Here is a 22,738-nt window from a genome sequence, read left to right as displayed (position 1 = left end):
TGGTGCCATTGCGTGCAATCACATCCGGGCCTGCACTGCCAACCGGAATGACAATACCTAGGTCACCAATGATAATGTCGGTGCCATAGCCGGTCGAAATCGTATCCTGACCAATACCGCCCAGAATGATGTCATCGCCCGTGCTGCTACCGGTCGTGATGGTATCATCACCACCAACGCTTTCTTCAACCGTTTCGAAGCTGACAAGCTTGCCATCGGCATCACGTTTCAGTTCGGCAAGATCCCCCGAGATATAGTTGGTATTGCCTGCACCATTGCCGGTGCCTGTACCAATCGTGATCGTGTCATTGCCAGAACCACCCAGTACGATCTTGTTACCGTCACTTGTGGTAATGGTGTCGTTATTGGTCAAACCGATGGTGCCATTGCGGGCAATCACATCCGGGCCTGCACTGCCGATCGGAATGACAATACCGAGGTCACCAATGATAATGTCGGTGCCATAGCCGGTCGAAATCGTATCCTGACCAATCCCGCCCAGAATGATGTCATCGCCCGTGCTGCTACCGGTCGTGATGATATCATCACCACCAACGCTTTCTTCAACCGTTTCGAAGCTGACAAGCTTGCCATCGGCATCACGTTTCAGTTCGGCAAGATCGCCCGAGATATAGTTGGTATTGCCTGCACCATTGCCGGTGCCCGTACCAATCGTGATCGTGTCATCGCCGGAACCACCCAGCACGATCTTGTTACCGTCACTTGTGGTAATAGTATCGTTATTGGTCAAACCGATGGTGCCATTGCGGGCGATAACGTCGGCCCCAGCACTGCCAGCTGGAATGACAATCCCCAAATCACCAAGGATAATATCATTACCGTCGCCGCCGCTGATGGTATCCTGACCAATGCCGCCCAGAATAACGTCATTCCCGGCACCGGTTTCAATAATGTCGTTACCACCGGAAGATTCTTCGGCAGTTTCAAAAACCAGAACAGGATCTGCCGCCAGTTCACTTAACGGATCTTCAGAGCCCTCGGGCAAGGTAAATTCGCTGCGCGTGACTTTGGCATTATCACCTGCAATGTGGTTGTCGCCTTCACCACCATAAATGCTGTCATCGCCGCCACCGCCCAGCAGAATATCGTTACCTGCATTGCCATAAATGGTGTCGGCCGCGCCATTGGCAAAGTTATGCGCGATAATATCAGCATCGGTGCCATTAGCAGGGATCACGATACCAAGATCGCCCAAAATAACGTCAAGGCCATCATCACCAGTCAGGGTATCGGAACCGGTGCCGCCCATAATGACATCGTTGCCAAGCTTGCCATTGATAATGTCGTTGCCGCCAATATTTTCATTGGTGGTTTCGGCACGGGAAATACGGGTAACCTTGTCGCGAGTAACGGTGCCAATATCACCCAGCAGGGTATCATTACCTTCACCGCCATCAATGGTGTCGTTGCCGCCACCACCAATGACAACGTCAAACCCACTATCGGCATTAATCAGGTCGTTGCCACTATTGGTGCCATCTCGACCGGTGATGGTTGCACCAAGGCCGGTTGAAGGTTCGATAATGCCGTAGTCACCAAGGATAATGTCGGACCCGGTGCCACCCGTGATGAAATCACCAAACACGACAACATTGTCACCGCCATTACTGACCGACAGGGATTGTGTACCACCGCCGCCCAGCAACATATCGGTACCGGCACCACCATCGATAATATCGGAAGAGCCTTGCCCTTCATCGACGGTTTCAACCGAAATAACATCAAGGATCAAACTGGTCTGACTGCGCAGCAGACTGATATTATCGCCACCCACAACATCGCGGCCACTTTCGCCCGACAGGGTATCCGAGCCGAGGCCACCAATCAGGATATCGTTGCCGCTACCACCCTTGATTGTATCGTTACCCGTGGCACTGTTATTACCACGTACAAGATACTGACCCGATGTTGACCCCGCAGAACCCTGAACAAGGCCGGCATCACCAATCAGAATATCGTTATGATTGCCGCCCTCGATATAATCGTTGCCGATACCGCCAAAGATGATGTCTTCGTTATCACCACCATAAAGGGTGTCATTGCTGCCAATTCCCGGTGCGACATCCGTGTCGGCCGTAACCAGCATACCATTGGCATCAAAGGTGATGGTACCAGTATCGCCAAACAGAATATCGTTGCCATCACCGCCATTCAGCATATCGGTGCCAGCACCACCAAACATATAGTCATTACCATCATCGCCATACAGGGTATCATTACCCCCCTGAGATGATGAGGATTCCAGCGTAAGACTGGTGGCAGTAGAACCGGTTTCATCGCCAAACATGCGATCGACGCCGTCGCCACCATGCAACACGTCGTCACCCAAACCACCAACGATCAGATCGAAACCTTTGTCACCATAAAGGGTATCTTTGCCATCTTCGCCAAAGATGTCGTCGTTGCCCGAACCGCCATAAATAATGTCGTTACCCGCACCACCATGGATAATATCGTTACCCGACCCTGCATCGACATAATCATTCCCGGCCCCGGCATAAATGGTGTCGTTGCCGGTATCGCCGTAAATGCTGTCGTTGCCCGAGCCGCCATAAACCGTATCGTCGCCCTTACCTGCGCGAATAACAGCCGTGCCCGAACTCATGGTGCCGCCGCTGATCCCCTGACCATCAAGGCGAATAACGTCATTGCCCGCACCGCCATCAAGCACCATGCTTGATGTAATGCCGCTAAGAATGATCTTGTCGTCACCAGCGCCGCCAAAAGCGACAACCGATTTTACATGGTCAAATGTCTGGACAACATTATTAAACAGGGACGACCAAACCTCGATCTTTTCGTCACCGGCGGTGCCACCGACATGCTTGAGATAGAAGGTTTCGTCACCATCCTCGGTGTTATCAACCAGACGATCACCCGCATGGGTACCCATGTTAACTGTGAGCGTTCCGCTATCATCAAGATTAGCCAGAACAGGCGCACTTGGCGGATTCAAATCCCAGGTAAAGATGGTGGCCTTGAAAATGGTAATATCAAGTTCAAAAACCGTGACATTCGTAAAGAGCAGATGTGCCGTAACATCGGCAATTGCGGCAACCCTGATATAAAGTTCACCATGAATATCAAACAGATATTCAGGTGAAATTTCCATCAGGCCAAGGAACTCGGATGCGCGCAGTTTGCCATCATCGTTCGGATCGTTGATATCAAACGAAATCGTCGTACCAAGAGCCAGCTTCAAACCACCCGATGCTGAAATAATCCCGGCGTTCAATTTGACACTGGCAGAGCCGTAGATTTCACCATTCACGACAACTTCGGGAATATCCTTGCTGCCCTGATGCAGGTCCGAAATATAGAAACCGTCAAACAGGGAAATCGGATCGCCACTATCGACAAATTCGGCGAGGCCATGCAGGTCATAACCGCCTGCAAGGTCAAAGGTTACTTTAAAGTCAGTTCCAATACCGATCTCAAGCATCAAAAGCGGCGGATAAAGCGGATACGGCCAGCTTTTGTTCAGATTAAATTCGAGATCAAACTTCGGAAGATCAAAATGGAACAGTTCGACTGCATCAGTCTGGCCGGTTAACAGTTTAAGCGGCAGATTGTTGTCTGTCAGAATTGGTAATGAGAAAATGTTGACCCAGGTTTCCTTGGTCAAATCATCAAGTAACCCGCCAGAAACGCCCATTTGTGCTTTGACAGCATCAAAATTGCCGAATGCGTAATGATCGTAATCAATGGCATCGGCAAGATTGATACCTTCAACGCCATTCGGATTATTCAGAACCGCATTGCCATCATATTTAAAAGTACCAAATTCGGCACCAATAGCATTATCGCCACTGGCAGACTGGAACTTTTTAACCTGGTCAATAAGATCGATCAGGTTATCAAGCGTTGCAATAAATCCAAATACGCCACCGTTGGTCGCCCCGACAGAACGCGCCATGTCGAGAATGGACATGCTGCCAATAACCTCGGAAATACCGGGGATCGGCGAGGTCAGGAATTCAACAAGCGGACGCAACGGGTCCAGCATTTCATCGATGGTCTCGAAGATCGGCATCAGGATATCATTGATGATCCCGGCCAGATTCATCGTTACATCGCGATATTCCAAACTCCCATAATTGGCAACGGCTTCCGTGCCATCGCCAAACTTCTGATGGAAATCAAAATCGACATAAAGTTCATGCGAAATTTCGGGCAAACCGACACCGGAAGCAGCACCGGATGCGGAACTATGAACATTGAAGTCGAGCTGACCTTCAGCATCGAGTGTTGATGCAAACAAATGGTCAACACTGCGGACTTCCGCAAATGTCAGACGGCCATCCTGTGTCCGATCGTTGACATCAATATCGTTGCCAGTCGTGCTGCCCTGGTCCGGATTAATATCAAAAGTGACCGTACCGGCAAAGGCTGACGCCTTGTCGGTAATATCCGAGTTCAGAATGCCCTGACGGCCTTCTGCATCAAGCCCTGCGAAATCAAGATTAAACGACAGAACCAGTTCGTCAATGGCACCGGTTTCAACGAAGAAACCCTGAGCCGCATTGATACCGAAATCAAAATCAAAATCCATGCCCAGTTCAAGATTAACCATCCCGCTTGAGACATCCAGCCCAAGTCCGGCAATGCCCAAATCTTCGGCAAGGCTTATATCCTGATTATAGAAGTCCCAGTGAATGTCGGTTGAAAAGCGCACCTCGTCACTGTCAGCGTCGTAGGTGGCAATAACGTCGACATCCTTGTTATGATCCGAACCGTCAACAGCGCCGATCTGCTTGAGCATATTTTCCAGCGCGGTTTCAACGACCGTTGTGGTCGGCACAACAAGCCCCGGATTATCATCCTGGAAATCCTGAATGGCTTCCGATATTGCGTCGATCAGGCCTTCATGCAGATCTTCAAAATAATCAGCAGCCACGCCAAGCGCATCGCCAATAAAGGGCAGGTCAAGTTCAAGCAGACGACTTTCGAGCTGCCCTTCAAGCTGGCTTAGGAAATAATCAAGACCGTTAAGAAGCAAACCGGGGCTATTAAGAATGCTTTCAGCATTCAGGCTATCGGCAATATCGGCACTGGAAACCGAAATGGTTTTCCCGTCGCCAAAATAATCGCTGATTTCAACGCCGACACCCGGGTTAAATTCTACCCCGCCAATGGTTAGCGGCAAGTCGGCCTTTACGGCAACGTCAGAATCAACATTTACGATATTGGAAATATCGTTGCTATCAAGTTCACTGAAATACAAACGCTCATCGGCATCTGAACCGTTATATTGATCATTCAGCGAAAGTTTGAGATGCGCCGGGCCGGAAACGGCAAAACCGTCTTCACCCGCCACAGCACTGCCTGAAATCCCCCCCAGTGCGACCGATCCTCCCTCAACCTTGCCGGTAGTCGCCCCAAAATTGGTGTTGAATGTCAGGTTTTCGGCCGAAACTGAAATATCAAGGCTGACACCGGTATTAGAGGTATCGAGGAAGAAGCGCTCGTTGGTGCTATCGGCATAAAGGCGGGCGCCGGTCAATACACGTTGGCCATCCACCACAGTGGATTGCGTGCCAGCAATACCCAAATCTTCAGCAGCGGTTGAACCATTAATGGATTTAATGATCAGGCCCGGTTCGGCGCTGCTGGCCGCGACATCCGACAGTTGCAAAGTCGCCGATCCACCCAGAACATTGGTATCGGCACTAAAGGAAATATTATGGGAACCATCGATCGAAACCGAAACCAGATTGCCAAGTGCAGCATAAACCGGCACCGAGCCCTCAATCCCGGACATATCGCCGGTACTGACAAAGGTTTGAGCCAAGGCATTCTGGAGGGCCTTTTCAAAGGCGGCTTCGGTCGTGCGGGTTTCGTCGGCATCAAGATGCACAGTAACGGCCCCGGCACCGTTTACAGACACGGCAAACTCAAAGGCACCCGTTGTATCAAAATCATTGCCCAATGACCCTGAAATCACCGATGCAACATCATCACCATCCATGCCAAGCCCATCCAGCCCGGACGGAATAGAAGAGGCATCTGCCGTAGTCAGATCGGTAAAGACCAGACGGCCATTTTCGTCAATATCAATGGTCAGTTCACTGTCTGAAACACCGGCATCATTCGCCGCCTGCTTGATGCCGGCAAGAATGTCAGAAACCGTTGCGCCGGTTTTAACCAAAGCATCGAGGTCAACTTCAAACTTTTCGCCATTTGCCAACTTGACAGAAAGGTCGGTCTTACCGGATGCATTCGTGCCAATGCCCTGCCCGCCATTAATATTGTCAACAGCCGTGTTACCTGTGGCGGGGGTACTGTTTTCTGGCTGGCTTAAACGAAAACCAAGAGTCAGACCAACCGTTGCCGCCGCAGTTACGTCAACAAGGCCGGTTCCATTGACATCAACAATGTCGGAAAGCCCGCCCAGCAGGTCTTTAACTGCGTCGTCCCCGGCCTGATTGGCAAGGTCGCCGATGGCAAGATTTAAGGATTCCGAGCTGCTGACATTGGCTGGACTATAATTGATGTCGATCATCAATGCCGTGCCATCATCGGTCAGATGAACATCAATACCATTGCTGCTGGCATCCATGCCAAACGCTGTTTTAAGCGCTGTTTCAAGATCACCCAGCCCGGATGCCGGATTGTTTTTGAAAGCCAGAAGACGGGCTTCGATATCGCTTGCAAAATCCAGAAGATCTGTTGCACTCATACCAAGCAAGGGCAAATCTGCAGCCAGAATGGAACCAGCATACTGACCATTGATATATTCAAGCGCAGTTTGCAGACCTGCCAGGATATTATCGATGTTCAGATCGGTCAGGGCCGCAACGTTTTCATCTGCCAAACCACCCAGATTAACTGTTGGTGTCAGGTTTTGCAGATCACCAATGCTATCAAGATCGCCAAGCGTGATGGTGATATTACCCACATCAATATCATCAAGAACATCACCGGAAATGGCAATATTTGTGAGGGTTAGCTGGGCATACGGTTGATCACCATTACCCGAACTGTAATGAACATCGGCAATATTGGAAATGGCGCTGTCATCGCCACCATAGGCGGTTGTTAAAACATCCCGCGCCGTTGTGGTATGCGGTGTTTCTGAATCAGATTCAGCATAAGTATTATGCAGGGAAACAACCGAATTAAGCGAAACGGAACCACTGCCATCGGCTGTAAAATCGATCAGCCCGACACGACCGGTCGCATCAAGATTTGAAATGGTCAGCTCGACATTTACCGCGGCATTCAAGTCCTGAATGCCAAGATGGTTCGCGTAACTATCGCCATGCAAGGCAGAGCTGGTAATACGGGAAACAGTTTCAGCCGAGTTTGCCTGGTTACTGCCTTCAATACCCAGGTTAAGACCAACCAGCGAATTATTAATCGAGGTAACCGAAAGATCAACCGCATCCATCCGCAAGGTCGAATTCAACAGATTGCGTTCGCTGATTTTCTTGGTTGCTGCATCGATAACATTAGTGATGGTGGTCGCCACCTTCATCACCGACTTGCCATCGTCATCCCCAATGGTGACATGGACGATATCGCTATAGTGTTTATCGGCCACACCGAGTAAATCTTCGGGGACATCAATGGCCGCCAAAGCCGAATTAATGGCAGCGGCAAAGTCATCGGCAGTGGTTCGCAACCCATCAGCTGCGATATTAACAATGACCGGCGCAAATTTACCAACTTTCAAAATAAAGCTGGTCGCAGCGCCAAAATCGGCGTCATCGGCAATAACACCCGACAAAACAGCCGACGGGGTAGACGAAGTCGTATCGCTATAGGCGTTTGAATCCAAATTCAGGCCGTAATCGCCCGCATTATCACTGGTGCTTGAGGAAGAATCCTCGATGGTAATGCGGAAGGTATCGGTATCAAGCGACACATGAAGGTCGCTATCAAGCGCATCAAGATGACTGACAAGCTCGGCGACGGTCCAGGAAGCATCCACATCAACGGTATACTGGGTACCATCGCGCATGGTGATCTGAAGGTCATCCAGGCCATCTTCAGCAGTAACAACACCATTGCCATCAAACAGGCCCGACAGCGCGGGTGTGCTGTCGCTCCAGTCAACGCTACTGCCCAAGCCGTGCATATCAAACAGCAAAGTGGCGGAAACACCCATCACGGAATGCACCGACATGTCGGCACTGCCGGTCAGGTTATCAAGATCGCCAAGTGTTGTGCTGGCGTCAAAATTGATGTCGCCGCTATAGGTCTGGGTATCACCATAGGAAATATCCATGGCCAGGGAGCCATCGATAAAGCGCAAATCAAGCGCCTGGATCATCTCTGCCGCAGTACCGGTAAAGCCCAACAGCTCACCCGTTTGCTGCGAAAACTCGACAATATCGGTAAAGGAGGTTTTTCCTGCCAGGCTACCAACTTCCAGCGTCGCCGGGGTATCGGTGCCGGTTTTGGACGCAACAAAAACCAGTTTGCCATCTCGCTGGGAAACCGTAACCCGGTCTTTAACCGACGAGGTTGCCAGGGCCGCACCAATTGCCGTTGCCAGATCAGTGATATTGTTAATGGCATGTTCATCGCCATTAACCTCCGGATCGGGATCAACATTGCCCAGGGCAATGTTCACTTCTTCCCCATCCACGGTTAAAACAAATGTCAAACCATTATTGGGGAACGGGTTTTCGTCAAAATCAATAACGTCGCTGACCAGCTCAACCGACGAGTTTCCGTCATTGGCCGAGGCACTTTGATCTTCACTAAATCCGATCACCCCAACTTCCGACCCCAGTTGATCAATAATGTGCTGCATCTTTGCTGCAAGATCAATGGCATCGCCAATTGTCAGCCCGTCGGTAAAGGGCAAGCTAACGTCAAGAACGTCCCCTTGATCAATGCTGTCAACAACACTGACAAAGTTCGTCATGATCGACAGGAAATCCCTGGCATCAAAATTCGACAGAAGTTCCAGTTCCGAATTCATCGAAACACTGACTTCTTTATTCACCCCCACAACGTGCCCGGTCACAGTGATATCGGGGTTATCACCAACATCGATGCCTGCAATACCGGCAGCCGGGCCTTCAAGGGTCAGCGGCAGACTTGCCAGAACGGAATTATCGCTACCATTATTTTGCGCGCTGACCGTCAGAACGCTCGACAAATTGGAAATTGATGACAGCTGCGCCGTCGTAAGGTCATCAAGATGCCCGCTATCCGCTGCATTTAATGTAACAGAATAATTGATGCCGCCCTGAGTGGAATCATTTGCCACACCACCAACCGTCAGCGGAATAATGCCCAGGGTAAGTTTATGACCGGTCAGATCCTGATCAACACTACTTTGCAGGCTAAGGCTATCAAGACTGAAGGTTATTGCGGATGATTCATCAACGCTTTTATCAATCTTGATCGTGAAATTAATGTCGAAAGTCAGTTCCATCTCGCCATTGGTATCAAGCGAAATGTTGTAATCGTGGTTTGGGTCGTCCACGCCAATGGTAAATTCGCGATCAATCGTCTGCGACATCGATACGGCGTAAACTTCCTTTCCGTCGACTGTCGTATGGGTAATGTTTAGCGTGCTGTCGCCATCTGCATAATAACCGGAATCCTTAAAAAAGGTCTGCCAGTCAGTTTCAAGATTGGAAAGCTTATCATCCGGGTCACCCTGGCCGTCATATTGAATAATCTGGCTTAGCGGATCGATAATATTCTGTTTGAAAATATCACTCAGGTCCGCAAGGGCACCTGCACCCGAATTTTCATCCGTACCAAACACCATCGGCAACGGATCGGCAAACAGATCATGCCCTTCCAGATTATCCAGCAGGTTTTCAACCTGGGTCAGTGCATCGCTAATATCATCGGCGTATTTTGCTTCCAGCGGATCAGCTGACAGCAGGATACGGGGTTCAATCGGCTCCACATGCAGGCGCCGCGTATGGCGAACCGGTACGGCCATCAAGGCGGCATGGCTAACTTTCACGTCACGATCATGCTTACGCTTGTTCGAAACCCAGTCCCGGATTGTCCGCATAGAATGAAGCCTTTTCCCAAATAACACCGAGACCCCTGCATTCGCACCCCTGCGAACGTCACTATACCATAGTGGTGCCCCGTCTTTTTTGTACAATAATGCTATTGAAAACTGGACTCCAAAAATCTGACAAATACTGACAGATTTTCACGGTGGGTGCAGAATCTATGTGGCGTCGAAAAAACGGTGAACTCCACTTAATACATTGAAAAATATAATTTAATTTTTAGACATTATTGCTCTTCGTCAAAAAATCACACTCATAGCGGCAACACAAAAATTTTTACCATTAGGTATTAAGACAGCCGGAAACATACCTATACATACGGGGTGAAATGCCATACTTAACCATCATCCTGCATAGCATTTTCCCCTGAAAAAAGTGTCACCACCTATCTGAAAGTTAACGAAAATTATATCTATAGCGCGGGCTAACCTGAATTTATTGCCTGTTGCGTCGTTAAAAACACGACGCTATCGCAACCGCGCAAATATTCATGAACAGCACCCGGAATCACTTCACTGCCACCGCAACAAAAAATGGGGCACTCAAACGAGCGCCCCATTGATTGTTGTAATCCCGGATGATCTTAACGGTTAATCACGTACCACCAGCACCGAACAATTGGCATGTCGAACAACACGCGCTGCATTTGGCCCCAAAAGATAATCTTTCAGTTCCGGGCGGTGTGCGCCAATAACGATCAGATCACAGTTGGTTTTTTTGGCAATTTGTAAAATCACCTCATACACCGTGCCCTGGCCAACAATATGCTGCACCTTGATATCAGTCGGTACATGTTCGGAAACGAATTCGTGCAGGCGTTCGTTATAGGCGGCCAACACCTTTTTTTCATAACCTTTGGGAAAAAACTGCCCAACCATCGACATGCCAACCGTGGGAACAACGGTTAGAATATGCAACCGTGCCCCTTCATTTTTGGCTTCACGAATGGCTGCGGGCAGAGCCTTTTTCCATGACGAATCATGGTCGAGGTCGATGGTAACAAGGATATCCTTATACATCCTGATCCCTCCTTACGCTGTGCCGGTGGCGGTATGACGATGACGGCGGCGCTGAATGAAAATGATCAGCCCCAACAACAGAAATGCCGGCAAGAAGAAAACTTCCTTGGGCATTCGGTCAGCCTGCAGTTTGATCGCCGTGATTTCAAAGTCAAAATCAAGGCCAACCTTTTCCGCCGGGCCGCCAAATACCACGTCATCAATATAAATACGGCCATCTTCGTTACGCACCGCAATCCCGGCATTGTACAGGCGATCCTCGCCCGATGCCTGCGGCCCCAACGGTAGCATTACCGATTTTTTAACTTCATCACCTTCAAGGCTGGTTCCTTCAACATCAATGCGTAAATTGGCATTGGCTGGCAAGGTCGCAACCTTTTCGACGATTTCAGTCGGGTTTACGTTGTCATAGGCTGGTTCAACCATATCAAGCCAAAACCCGGGCCGGAAAAGGGTAAAGGCCACCAGCAACAACGCGGCACTTTCCCACAGACGTGACCGGGTAAAGAAATACCCCATCGTTGCTGCGGCAAAAACCAGCATCGCAATGATCGCCACCGCAATCACCCATATCGCCTCGAACACATGATCAATACCAATCATCAAAAGCTGGGTATTGAACAGGAACAGAAACGGCAATACCGCCGTACGCATGCTGTAGAAAAAGGCCACAAACCCGGTTTTCATCGGATCAGCCCCGGATATTGCGGCTGCGGCGAATGAAGCCAATCCCACCGGCGGTGTCACATCGGCCATAATGCCGAAATAGAACACAAACAGATGCACCGCGATCAACGGCACGATCAGTCCGTTCTGCGCACCCAATTCCACAATCACCGGCGCCATCAGGCTTGATACGACAATATAGTTCGCCGTAGTGGGCAAACCCATGCCCAAAATCAGGCTGATAAAGGCAGTCATGATCAAAATCAGCATCAGGTTACCACCCGATACGATTTCAACAAATTCCACCATCACCTGGCCGATCCCGGTAAGCGAAACTGTTCCGACAATAATGCCCGCCGCTGCGGTCGCAACACCGATGCCAATCATGTTACGCGCGCCGGTGGCAAAACCATCCACCACATCGACAAAACCATTGCGCAATTGCGCCATATAATCCGGCTGCTTACGAAAAAATGCCTTCACCGGCTTTTGCGTCAGCATGATGAAAATCATCAGGACTGTTGCCCAAAAGGCAGACAAACCAGGTGATTTCAATTCAATCATCAGGAACCAGACCAGGACCACAACCGGCAACAAATAATGCAAACCGGCTTTTGCCGTTTCACCCAGTGCTGGCAGTTCCACCACGGGCTGGTTGGGATCGTCCATTTCCAGATCCGGATATTTCGAGGCATAAAAAAGCCCGGCGAAATAGACCAGCGCACATTCCACGGCAACAATCCAGCCAACGCCATTGCCAAACAATTGTTGCTGCCATTCAAGCACGTAGTAAACCACACCCGACAAAATCACCAGCGAGCAGATAAAAATCAGCGAGCGCAGCAGGCTTTGTTTGAGGTTAGGTGCGTGACGACGCGGCAAGCCCTGCATGTTTGCTTTCAGGGCTTCAAGATGCACGATGTAAATCAGCGCGATATAGGAAATGGTCGCTGGCAGGAACGCATGTTTGATAACTTCGGGATAGGGAATACCGACATATTCCACCATCAAAAAGGCAGCTGCCCCCATCACGGGTGGCATAATTTGCCCGTTTACCGACGATGCCACTTCCACCGCGCCGGCTTTTTCACCTGAAAAACCAACCCGTTTCATCAGTGGAATGGTGAAAGTACCGGTAGTAACAACGTTGGCGATCGACGAACCTGAAATAAGGCCGGTCATTGCCGAGGACAAAACAGCAGCCTTTGCCGGGCCACCGCGCATATGCCCCAAGGCGGCGAAAGCAACCTTGATGAAATAGTTGCCCGCCCCGGCCTTATCAAGCAGAGAGCCAAACAGAACGAACAGAAAAACAAAGCTGGTGGAAACACCAAGGGCAATCCCGAACACACCTTCGGTGGTGAGCCACTGGTGCGACATTGCCTTGGAAAAACTGGCCCCGCGCCACTGCAAAACATCGGGTACCCAGGCGGCATTGCCAAAAAAGACATAGGCCAGAAAAATCAGAGCAACGCACATAAGAGGCGGGCCAAGGGCACGGCGGGTTGCTTCAAGCAACATGACAAGGCCGACACCTGCAACCACCAGGTCCATCGTTGTCGGCAAACCGGGGCGACCGGAAAGCTCGACATAGGCGATGTAAATATAAGCAGCACAATAGGCACCAACCAGCGCCTGAACCCAGTCAAGAACCGGGATATATGAACGTGGTGATGATTTTAATGCCGGATAAGCCATAAAGGCCAGAAAAACAGCAAAGGCCAGATGAATGGACCGTGCTTCGGTCGAATTAAAAACACCAGCGTGAAAAATGTAAGGCAAAGGTGATGCCAGCCATAGCTGAAACAACGACCATGCCACAGCAACATAAAGTAAAATTCTAGCTGTGATACCTGTTGGTTGGCGTGCGCCGGTATCGGTTTCGGCAATCAGGTCCTGAAGGTCCCGATCCTTTCCGTCATTGACGCTTTGTTCATTCGTCATGTTTTTTCCCCGGTCAAAACGGCTTGGCCGTTCCAAATTCACCCAGAAACTGCTTGATCCCCGCCAGTAAAGGCAAGGGACCATAAGCGGACATATTTTTGGTTTCTTGAAATTTTAACGTCCGCGCAGAATAGAACAGACAGACAAAACGGGAGACACAAGTGCCTCCCGCTTCCAGGTCGGCCTTACATCAGGCCAGCTTCCTTGTAGTATTTAACAGCGCCGTCATGCAGCGGAGCAGACAGACCGTCTTTGATCATTTCTTCTTTTTTCAGATTTGCAAAAGCCGGATGCAGCTTTTTGAAATCGTCAAAATTTTCAAAAACCGCTTTGACAACGTTGTAAACGATGTCGTCGTCGGTTTTGGTCGAGGAAACGAAGGTCGCGCCAACACCAAAGGTTTTAACGTCGTCCGGGTTACCGCGATACATGCCACCCGGGATGGTGGCGACACGATAATAGGGGTTGTCAGCAACCAGCTTGTCGATTTCCGGGCCGGAAACATCAACCAGAACCGAATCACAGGCAGTGGTTGCTTCCTGGATCGAACCCGCCGGGTGACCAACGGTGTAGATCATGGCATCGATTTTGTTGTCGCAAAGGGCCTGGGACTGTTCAGCCGGCTTGAGTTCGGATGCCAGCGCAAAGTCGTCAACCGACCAGCCTTTGGCCGCCATAACAACATCCATGGTGTCGCGCTGACCGGAACCCGGGTTACCGATATTGACGCGTTTGCCTTTCAGGTCATCAAAAGTTTTGATGCCGGAATCCGCACGGGCGACAACGGTGAACGGCTCGGGATGGATCGAGAAAACAGCGCGCAGTTCCTTGAACGGGCCCTGATCGGCGAATTTGCCGGTACCATTATAGGCATAATACTGAATGTCGGACTGTGCCACACCCATATCAAGTTCACCAGCACGGATGGTGTTGACGTTGTAGACCGAACCACCAGTAGATTCGACCGAACAACGGATACCATGATCCTTGCGGCCTTTATTAACCAGACGGCAAATCGCGCCGCCAGTCGGGTAATACACACCCGTAACACCACCGGTGCCAATGGTGATAAATTTCTGTTCAGCAGCCGAAGACTGGCCTGCAAACATCGAAATGCCCGCCAACGCAACCACGGCACTTGCAATAGCAACAAGTTTTTTCATCAGGATTGTCTCCCTTTACACCCTGTTGGAAATATTCAACTGCGCCAGAAGGCAGCAGAAGAATTTCGATGAGGCGGCTATCATTACTAATAGCCGCCCCGATTTTCGGGACTATATTTAAAGCTGTGGTATTATGAACCCAACAGCTGCGAAAGTGGCCCTAATTCACTTCCTAACTGTGAAGCCGATCACACTTTTTTTATATTTTCGCAATTACCACACCGGACGAAGCAACTTGCGCGCCATATCGGCATCTGCAACTTTACGTCCCAGCATGGCAACACCCTTTCGGGCCTGATCGATCAAGGCGGCATTATTCGGTGCCATTTCCCCGTTAACCATTTGAATATTATTTTCAAAACCGATGCGGGCATGCCCACCCAGGGCGACGGCAGCCATGGCACAGGCATTTTCAAACTGACCAAAGGCACACATCATCCAGTTTGACACCAAAGCGGGCTGTTCGCGCACAACAGAAGATGCCACAAACCCCAACAAATCGACCGGGCTGGATTTTTGCCCGACGGTATAACGCCCCAACACATAAAGCAGGGGAAACCCGGCACCCGGAATAATGCCACGCGCCACCAGATCAGCAAAACGGCTGATGTCTTCGGGGGCGTATAAAATGAATTGCGGTCGAATATCGGCATCCCGCGTAAAGGCAAAAAAATCAGCCAGGGCGCGTTCGTCGCCACCCTCAGGTGCAATTTCACGAATTGCCAATGACACCGCCTCAGGCACCAGTTCGCGGACCATCGCCATTTGCTGCTCAGCATTATAAATGCCAACCGCCTCGCTGGTGACCTGTATCAACAGGTCATCCCCGACAGTGTTACGGATTTCAGCAATTGCCTCGCGGTAACGTCCGGTATCAAGGCTATGCCCACCATTATCATCGCGCACATGCAAATGAATAACAGATGCCCCGGCATCGCAACATAAACGCGCCTCGCGCGCCAAATCTGCTGGCGTTATTGGCAAATTGGGAAAATCGACCGGTAATTTGCGCGCCCCGTTGGGGGCCACAGCAAGAATGGCAGGAATATCAGCATAACCGCTCATATCAACCCCTCGGCGGTAAATACCTGGTCTACCGTTTGTGAAAACAGATCAACAATGTCGCCAATCTGGTTTTGGGTAATGATATAAGGGGGCGCGAACAACACATGATCACCCCGCTGGCCGTCAATTGTGCCCCCCATCGGGTAACACATCAGACCATTTTCAAAGGCAGCCTTTTTGATTTTAGCGTGGATTTTGCGCGACGGTTCAAACGCCTCTTTTGTTGCACGATCTGCAACAAATTCGACCCCGCGAAACAGGCCGCGCCCGCGGATGTCGCCAATATAGGGATGGTTTCCCAACCGCGAGGCCAATGCCTTTTGCAAGTTTTCGCCCTGATCAACCACGTTTTCCAAAAGACTACGCCGGCGAATGGTCCGCTGGGTGGCAAGTGCTGCAGCACAGGCCGTTGCATGCCCCTGATAGGTGTGTCCATGCTGGAAAAAACCGGTGCCATTGGCGATGGCCTTATGAATTTTACCTGAAACAAGCACGGCACCAATCGGCTGATAACCTGCACCAAGGCCCTTGGCAATGGTTTGCAAATCGCCGGAAATGCCTTCCTGCTCAATCGCGTGAAGCGTTCCTGTACGCCCCATGCCACACATCACTTCGTCCAGGATCAACAACACGCCATAGCGATCACAAATTTCGCGAATGCGTTTAAAGTACCCCGGCACGGCGGCAACGGCGCCGGAAGTTGCTCCCACAACCGGTTCTGCGACAAAGGCAGCAACCCGGCCTGTCCCCAGTTGCAAGATGACCTCTTCCAATTCATTGGCAATACGCAGGCCGTAATCTTCGAGGGTTTCATCATCTCGCTGATCGCGATAGGCATAACAGGGCGATACGTGACTGGCATTAATCAACAAGGGTTCAAACTGGCGACGGCGCCACATATTGCCCCCGACAGAAAGCGCCCCCAGCGTATTGCCATGATAACTTTGCCGCCGGGCAATCACAAATTCGCGGTCCGGCTCGCCAATTTCCAAAAAATACTGCCGCGCCATTTTTAACGATGCTTCAACTGCTTCTGAACCACCGGAAACAAAATATACCCGTTCCATCCCGGCCGGGGCATGAGCAATCAGATCATCGGCCAGTTCTTCCATCGGATCGGATGAAAAGAAACCTGAATGGGCATAGGCCAGTTTCCCTACCTGATCAATAATAGCAGCCCGCACATCGGGGTCAGAATGGCCGAGACAGGAAACCGCAGCCCCACCTGATGCATCCAGATAACGTTTGCCATTCTCATCAATAATATAAATGCCATCGCCCGAAACCGCACGCGGCGGTTGAACCAAACTATTGCGGTGTAAAACATGTGACGTCATGATCGATTGTTCCGTTTGGGACCGGAGTCCTGCCAGTATGTATCAAAAACCGAGAGCTGTTTTTCAGCCACGGCAATTTGTTGCAGTGCCGCCTCGCCACCTCGTGCCACCAGCAACGTAACCAGTGCCTGCATGATGGAAACAGCGGCTGTAAAACTTTGAAAAAACGACGGGGACGCATCCGATACCACCAGATTAACACTGGCGTGACGCACAAGCGGTGAAACATCTGAATCGGTAACGCTGATTACGGTCGATTTTTGCGCCAAAGCATAGTCAACCATTTGCAGAGTATCGTTGGTATAAGGGCTAAGACATACTGCCAGCATTACATCGCGCCGCCCCATGCCGCGCAGTTGATCGCCAAATGTGCCTGCGGCACCATCCACCAATGTTAAATTATCGCCAAACAGGCGATAAGCATAAGCAAACTGAAATGCCGCAGGAAACGCTCCGCGCCGACCAAGGACAAAAACCCGGCGAGCGCCTTCGATACAGGTGCAAGCCGCGATCAGGGCTGCCCGCATTTCAGGGCCGTATGAGCGTGCAAGGTTGCCATGTTCCTGATCCAGGATTTCGTCAATCAGGGCATTTTCGCCGCCAGTAACGACATCACCATGGTTCATTGCCATTTCATCGGCAACCCCGCGATGCTGCAATTGCCGAGCCCGCCCCGCATAGCTGGCGGGCATGTCTCGCAACCGGTTTTGAAAACCAAGGCGAAATTCCTGATACCCCCCGACATCAATGGTTTTCATCAGACGAACGATCGTGCTGGGTGGAACATCCGCCGACTGGGCAAGGGCACGCATCGATTTCAGGGCCACATCATCGGGGTGATCAAGCATATAGCGCGCAGCCCGCTGTAATTGCGGGCTCATGGCACCATAGTGCGCAATCAGCCTTTCCCGAAAATCGGTATATGCCCTCATCAGCCCTTAAGCTCCCTGTCATTCTGGTAAAATTACGCCACAGAATACGGCGCGAAACAACAAATGTTTCAATCATGAACAAAATGAAACATTTGTTTCTATTATTGTTCCATTTTTTACATGTCTTATGTAATTAAAATTACATAAATTCATGCGCTTATTATCATTTTACCGGTTTTTATCATCCATTTGGAATGATCGTTTTTGTTTCATTTTCCAGTCAATTAATCGCGCCTTGATTGCCATAGCGGCGAATCGGATCTTAAATTCGCACCGTGCGTTCGGGGAAACGAAACCCTGTAGCGCATCGTCGGCCCCGACAAAAGAAATCCACAACGCACTTTGAAAAAACCTGTGCTATTTAACTGACAGCAACCTGTGTTGGTGCCACATATGTCCTGACAACAGCAGGACCCAAGAAATATTTTCAACCGCTTCCATCACAAAATCAAACCCGGGACCGGGTTTCTGCGGCACGGTAATCTGCTCGTCGCGGGCAATAACCGGGTTATCAATAAACTCGGCAAAATTCGCGATGTCACTGGTTGGAAAATATTCGACAAATCTGGCCGCAGGCCATGCCGCCACCAGATAAACATACAGGGTTTGCCATCCTGATAATCTGTCACGGAAGGTAGGGCGACCCATGGCATCAAGCATCAGGGTAGTGTTATCACCCATAAAACAACAGGCGGCTTTAACGCGGCTCAGGTCCTGGTTCCCGGCCAATTGTTGCTCTTCGCAACCGGGTTTTGGCCAGTTGCAGCAATATCCAGGCAACAAATTGAATGTAGTCGGCACATCGCGGACATTATCTGTCCGCGATGTGCTGATAGAATTGATTAGTCGCCAATAGCGAAAAATGTCATTTTACAGATAGTTACGCTGCCCTTGCACCAGATTGGCCAACAGGCGAAAGGCACCCGGCACACATTTATCAAGCTGATGATGCAATATCAGGCTGGTATGCGTATGACGCCCCTGCCCGATTTCGGCGGTAATCAGGCCTCCTCGCAACGGGGCTTCGCCTGCATCGGAAACCGAAATTAACGGCTGATAGGCATCATCCCATTCCGCGGCGAAATAAAGCCCGCGTTCCTTATCCCAACCTGCCCAGTCTTCGGCACCAATCTGATTTGGTCCGTTTAATAACGGATGATCCGGCAGCAGTATTTTAACCGGCGCGGCAGGGTTGGTCACCCGCCAACGCAGCGACGGCGAGCCGATTTTTACCGGGCGGGGTGGTGTCTTATTGATATCCCAGCCGTCCCCGGGGCGATGATAAAGGGTTAGCAAATGCCCGCCCTGCGCCACAAATTCATGTATTTGTGGAATTGCCAATGCCAGATCCTGACGCATTCCAAAGGCAAAAATACCAACGACCAACGTATCATATTGTGAAAGGTCACCGGCAAGATCACTAGCCGCAAGGTTGGTTACATTCAACCCCATACGCGCCATCCAGTGTCCGACATTATCGGCCCCGGCCCCGATATACCCAATCCGGGTGTTTTCAGGCAGGGTTAAATCCAGTGCCAAAACCCGTAATGGCTGACGGCAATGATAAATCAGTTTGCTGATATGGGGGTAATCAATGGCAGTTTTGGTTACCAGCGGCATGTTATCGCGCACAGGCAAAATATCATACAAACCCGCCGACATATCCGCCGGGGCCGCAACTTCAAATTCGTTACGGGCCGTTGCAGTAACCTTCCAGCCAGCCGGAACCTTAAAATCCAGTTCGTCGACTGTAACATTGTGATCCAGTGTCATCAGCCATGTACGTGTTGATGCAGCCAGAGGTGCAATGATTGCATCTTCTGCCCATTGACCTTCATAAGCTGGTACGATTTGCACTGTTTCAGCCAAATCAAAGTTACGTTCAATTATCTGGCCATTACAATTTGCCCGCATTTGCAAATAAAGCGGGCCATTGCCATGGGCAGCAAAAAACAACCGCGGATAAAGCGATCCTACCGGGGTGTTATTACCTGCCAAAACTGCCAACCGGATGTGCCCCGCCTCCTGCGTTAGCAATCGGGTTGCAACTCCATCACGAACAACAGGAACAATTTCGATATTTTTCAATTCATTATTAGATGAAAAACGAATATCGACTATCGTTTCTCCGTTTGGCTGCAAGAATGGGTTTTCGATACTGCTGTTGACTTTAACCTGCATTGTTTCAAACAGGGCAATTGCAATTTCCTGGTTTTTACGGGCCAGCCTATGTCCATGCCGGCTGGCGAAATCATTTGGCAGGATGGCCTTTGCCTGCACAAGCCCGGCGTAAGCGCCTAGCAAAAACACTTTAATTGCTGCACGGTCGGGAAAGGCCGCAATCGCACGGTCCAGTGCCGTTTGAACAGTATCCAACAATACCGCGACATCGGGCGTGCATGTGTCACATTGCGCTAGATCACGCAATGTTGCAGGCAGATTATCGGTAATATCGGCTTCTTTGCGGCCACCTTTCCGGTGTAAATCCCATCGGGATTCCGGTCGGTAAAGCCATTTACCCATACCCTGTGAATGATGACAGGCGCGCGACCATTGACCAATTTCATCATAGCTGACGCCGGTAACAACGTCGTCGTGATCAGCACAAAGCGAAACAGTCACCGGTGGTGGCGGGACTTCATCGTCATAGGCATCGCTTGCACCCGACCATGCCGGTAAATAAAATTTGGGCACCTTCCACGGTGCAAGTCCATCACAATCATAAACCGGGTCGGCGGCAAGGGCCACGGCGCGCTCGGCGGCCAATGTCATGGCGCGGTGATGGCCATGTTGCCCCGGTACATCAAGAAATGTTGGAATAACAATATCCGGCTTCTCACGGCGATAGGATCGGACCATTCGGTCGATCAGCAAATATTCACCCCAGCGTTCCAGGGTTTCTTCGCCATTTTTCGAAAAGCCAAAGTCATTTATCGGGTCGTCCGGCCCGTGCCCGACCCAGTAAATATCACAATCAAGTTCACGGGCAGCCTGCTCCATCTCACGGGTTCGAAGCGCGCCGAGCGCCCCCTGCCGTTCAGGCCCTAAAATATTCTGTCCACCCTCGCCACGTGTCGAACAGGTAACCACCACCCGCATGCCCCGACCATAACGCAAATACGCCACCATTCCGCTTTGCTCGTCATCGGGATGCGCACCGCTATGCATTACCGTAACAACCGATTTCAACCGCGATAGCGCACGATGTAAGCGAATAATCGCCGGGTCCGATTTCTGACGGGTCAGGCGTTCTCGATCATTAAGCAAGGCGGTTCTCCTGTCAGGCAACGGGGTGGTTCACTTTGGTATCAAGTTTCGGGGTCATGATTTCCCACAGGGGCAGCGTCGCGGCACCCAATGCCGCGGTCAGTTGCCCTGTATGACCCCGCATCAGGCGCGGCTGGGTACGAACAGCGCGGGTTGATACCGACATGGGCAAGGGATTGATACGTGCGATCAATTCGTCAACAATTTCGTCAGGCAAAGCCCCGCCCAGAATAATGGTTTCAGGGTCGAGGATATTTTCAAGCGTCGATAACATTGGTGCCAGATGCAGGCTGGCTTCGCCTAGCCATTCATCCATTACAGGGTCGTTATCGCGGTACAATGTTTTTAATCCGTCGAAATCGGGTCGCTCGCGCCCGGCGCGGCTCATTTTCTCGTACAGCGCATATAAGGATGCATACCGTTCCAGGCAGCCACGTTGCCCGCACGTACATTCACGCCCGCCTGGCAATGAAACCGCATGGCCAATTTCGCCCGCATTGCCATAAGCCCCGCGATATGGCCTTCCTTCATGGATAATGCCAAGACCCAGCCCCGCGCCGAAATAAACCAGCCCAAAAGATGAAATAGACTGGGCCGCCCCGAAAAACCGCTCGCCAACGGCGGCAGCCGAAGCATCATTTTCCAATACAACATCTTCGCCGGTGGCTGACGATAACAATGTGGCCGGGTTTTTCCCCTGCCAGCCCGGCAAGGTAGTCGGGCCCACAGATGTCATGCCGTCAATTTCAAACGGGCCAGGCATAACCAGGCCAATGCCCTGCAGGCGTTCGGGGGCAATGCCGGTTTGCCCGCGCAATTTGGCCAGTTCTTGCAAAATAATCGGAATAATGTGGTCCGGGTCGGTATTTTCAACCTGTATTACCCGTTCCGCCCGCAAAGTGCCGACCATATCAAGGGCAACCAGCACCAGATGGTCGGCCGCAATTTCAATGCCAACAGTAAAGGCACCATCGGGATTAACAGCAAACTGAATGGGCGGCTGCCCCCGACCGGACCGCAAACGCCCCTTTTCGATCAGCAAACCGTCGGCCACCAGTTCATCAACAATATTGGTTACCGCCTGGGGACTCAGATGGGCCAGCTTGGCAATTTGCGTGCGTCCCATCATCCCGTGGCTGCGAATGGCATCAAGCACCACGCGCCGATTGTGGCTACGGCTGCGTTCCGGGTTATTGCCAATCGGCAGGGGGGTATTTTCGGGAATATTGCGGGTTTTTGGCACGTTTGGTGTCCTCCTTGGGCTATCATTTGCGCCCCATTAAAATAAATCAAGTAAATTATCTTATTGACAGAGCCCGTCGATCAGGC

General features: G+C 50.9%; 10 protein-coding genes. All 10 read right to left on the bottom strand.

Going from position 1 to position 22,738, the window contains the following annotated elements; translation table 11 throughout:
* On the bottom strand, window positions 1-10,009 hold a 10,009-nt coding region (locus J4E05_RS23315), incomplete at its 3' end, for an LEPR-XLL domain-containing protein (RefSeq protein ID WP_349600750.1).
* Window positions 10,010-10,606: 597 nt separating this feature from the next.
* Window positions 10,607-11,035 (bottom strand): universal stress protein, encoded by a 429-nt coding sequence (locus J4E05_RS23310; RefSeq protein WP_349600747.1) that lies wholly within the window; start codon window positions 11,033-11,035, stop codon window positions 10,607-10,609.
* 12 nt (window positions 11,036-11,047) lie between these two features.
* Window positions 11,048-13,645, bottom strand: a complete 2,598-nt coding sequence (locus tag J4E05_RS23305; protein ID WP_349600744.1) for a TRAP transporter permease — start codon at window positions 13,643-13,645, stop codon at window positions 11,048-11,050.
* A 185-nt stretch (window positions 13,646-13,830) separates the two neighbouring features.
* Window positions 13,831-14,808: a TAXI family TRAP transporter solute-binding subunit gene (locus tag J4E05_RS23300; protein ID WP_085591287.1), complete on the bottom strand. Its 978-nt coding sequence runs from the start codon at window positions 14,806-14,808 to the stop codon at window positions 13,831-13,833.
* A gap of 213 nt (window positions 14,809-15,021) precedes the next feature.
* Window positions 15,022-15,873, bottom strand: a complete 852-nt coding sequence (locus J4E05_RS23295) for a beta-keto acid cleavage family enzyme (RefSeq protein WP_349600741.1) — start codon at window positions 15,871-15,873, stop codon at window positions 15,022-15,024.
* Window positions 15,870-17,210, bottom strand: a complete 1,341-nt coding sequence (locus J4E05_RS23290; protein WP_349600739.1) for an aspartate aminotransferase family protein — start codon at window positions 17,208-17,210, stop codon at window positions 15,870-15,872. Before J4E05_RS23290 ends, J4E05_RS23295 begins: the two co-directional genes overlap by 4 nt.
* Entirely contained in the window at window positions 17,207-18,142 is a 936-nt protein-coding gene (locus J4E05_RS23285) for a MurR/RpiR family transcriptional regulator (protein WP_349600737.1), read from the bottom strand. Before J4E05_RS23285 ends, J4E05_RS23290 begins: the two co-directional genes overlap by 4 nt.
* Window positions 18,143-18,499: 357 nt before the next feature.
* Window positions 18,500-18,823: a hypothetical protein gene (locus tag J4E05_RS23280; RefSeq protein WP_349600735.1), complete on the bottom strand. Its 324-nt coding sequence runs from the start codon at window positions 18,821-18,823 to the stop codon at window positions 18,500-18,502.
* A gap of 189 nt (window positions 18,824-19,012) precedes the next feature.
* Complete coding sequence (locus J4E05_RS23275; RefSeq protein WP_349600733.1) at window positions 19,013-21,409, bottom strand: PIG-L family deacetylase; 2,397 nt, start codon at window positions 21,407-21,409, stop codon at window positions 19,013-19,015.
* A gap of 13 nt (window positions 21,410-21,422) precedes the next feature.
* Window positions 21,423-22,652, bottom strand: coding sequence for an ROK family transcriptional regulator (locus J4E05_RS23270; protein ID WP_349600730.1), 1,230 nt, complete (start codon window positions 22,650-22,652; stop codon window positions 21,423-21,425).
* Window positions 22,653-22,738 lie beyond the last annotated feature (86 nt).

The organism is Thalassospira sp. NFXS8, from assembly GCF_040148805.1.
In the GTDB taxonomy this organism is placed as follows: domain Bacteria; phylum Pseudomonadota; class Alphaproteobacteria; order Rhodospirillales; family Thalassospiraceae; genus Thalassospira.
The sequence above is the reverse complement of the archived record's forward strand: the minus strand, read 5'-3'. Positions and strand labels throughout refer to the sequence as shown.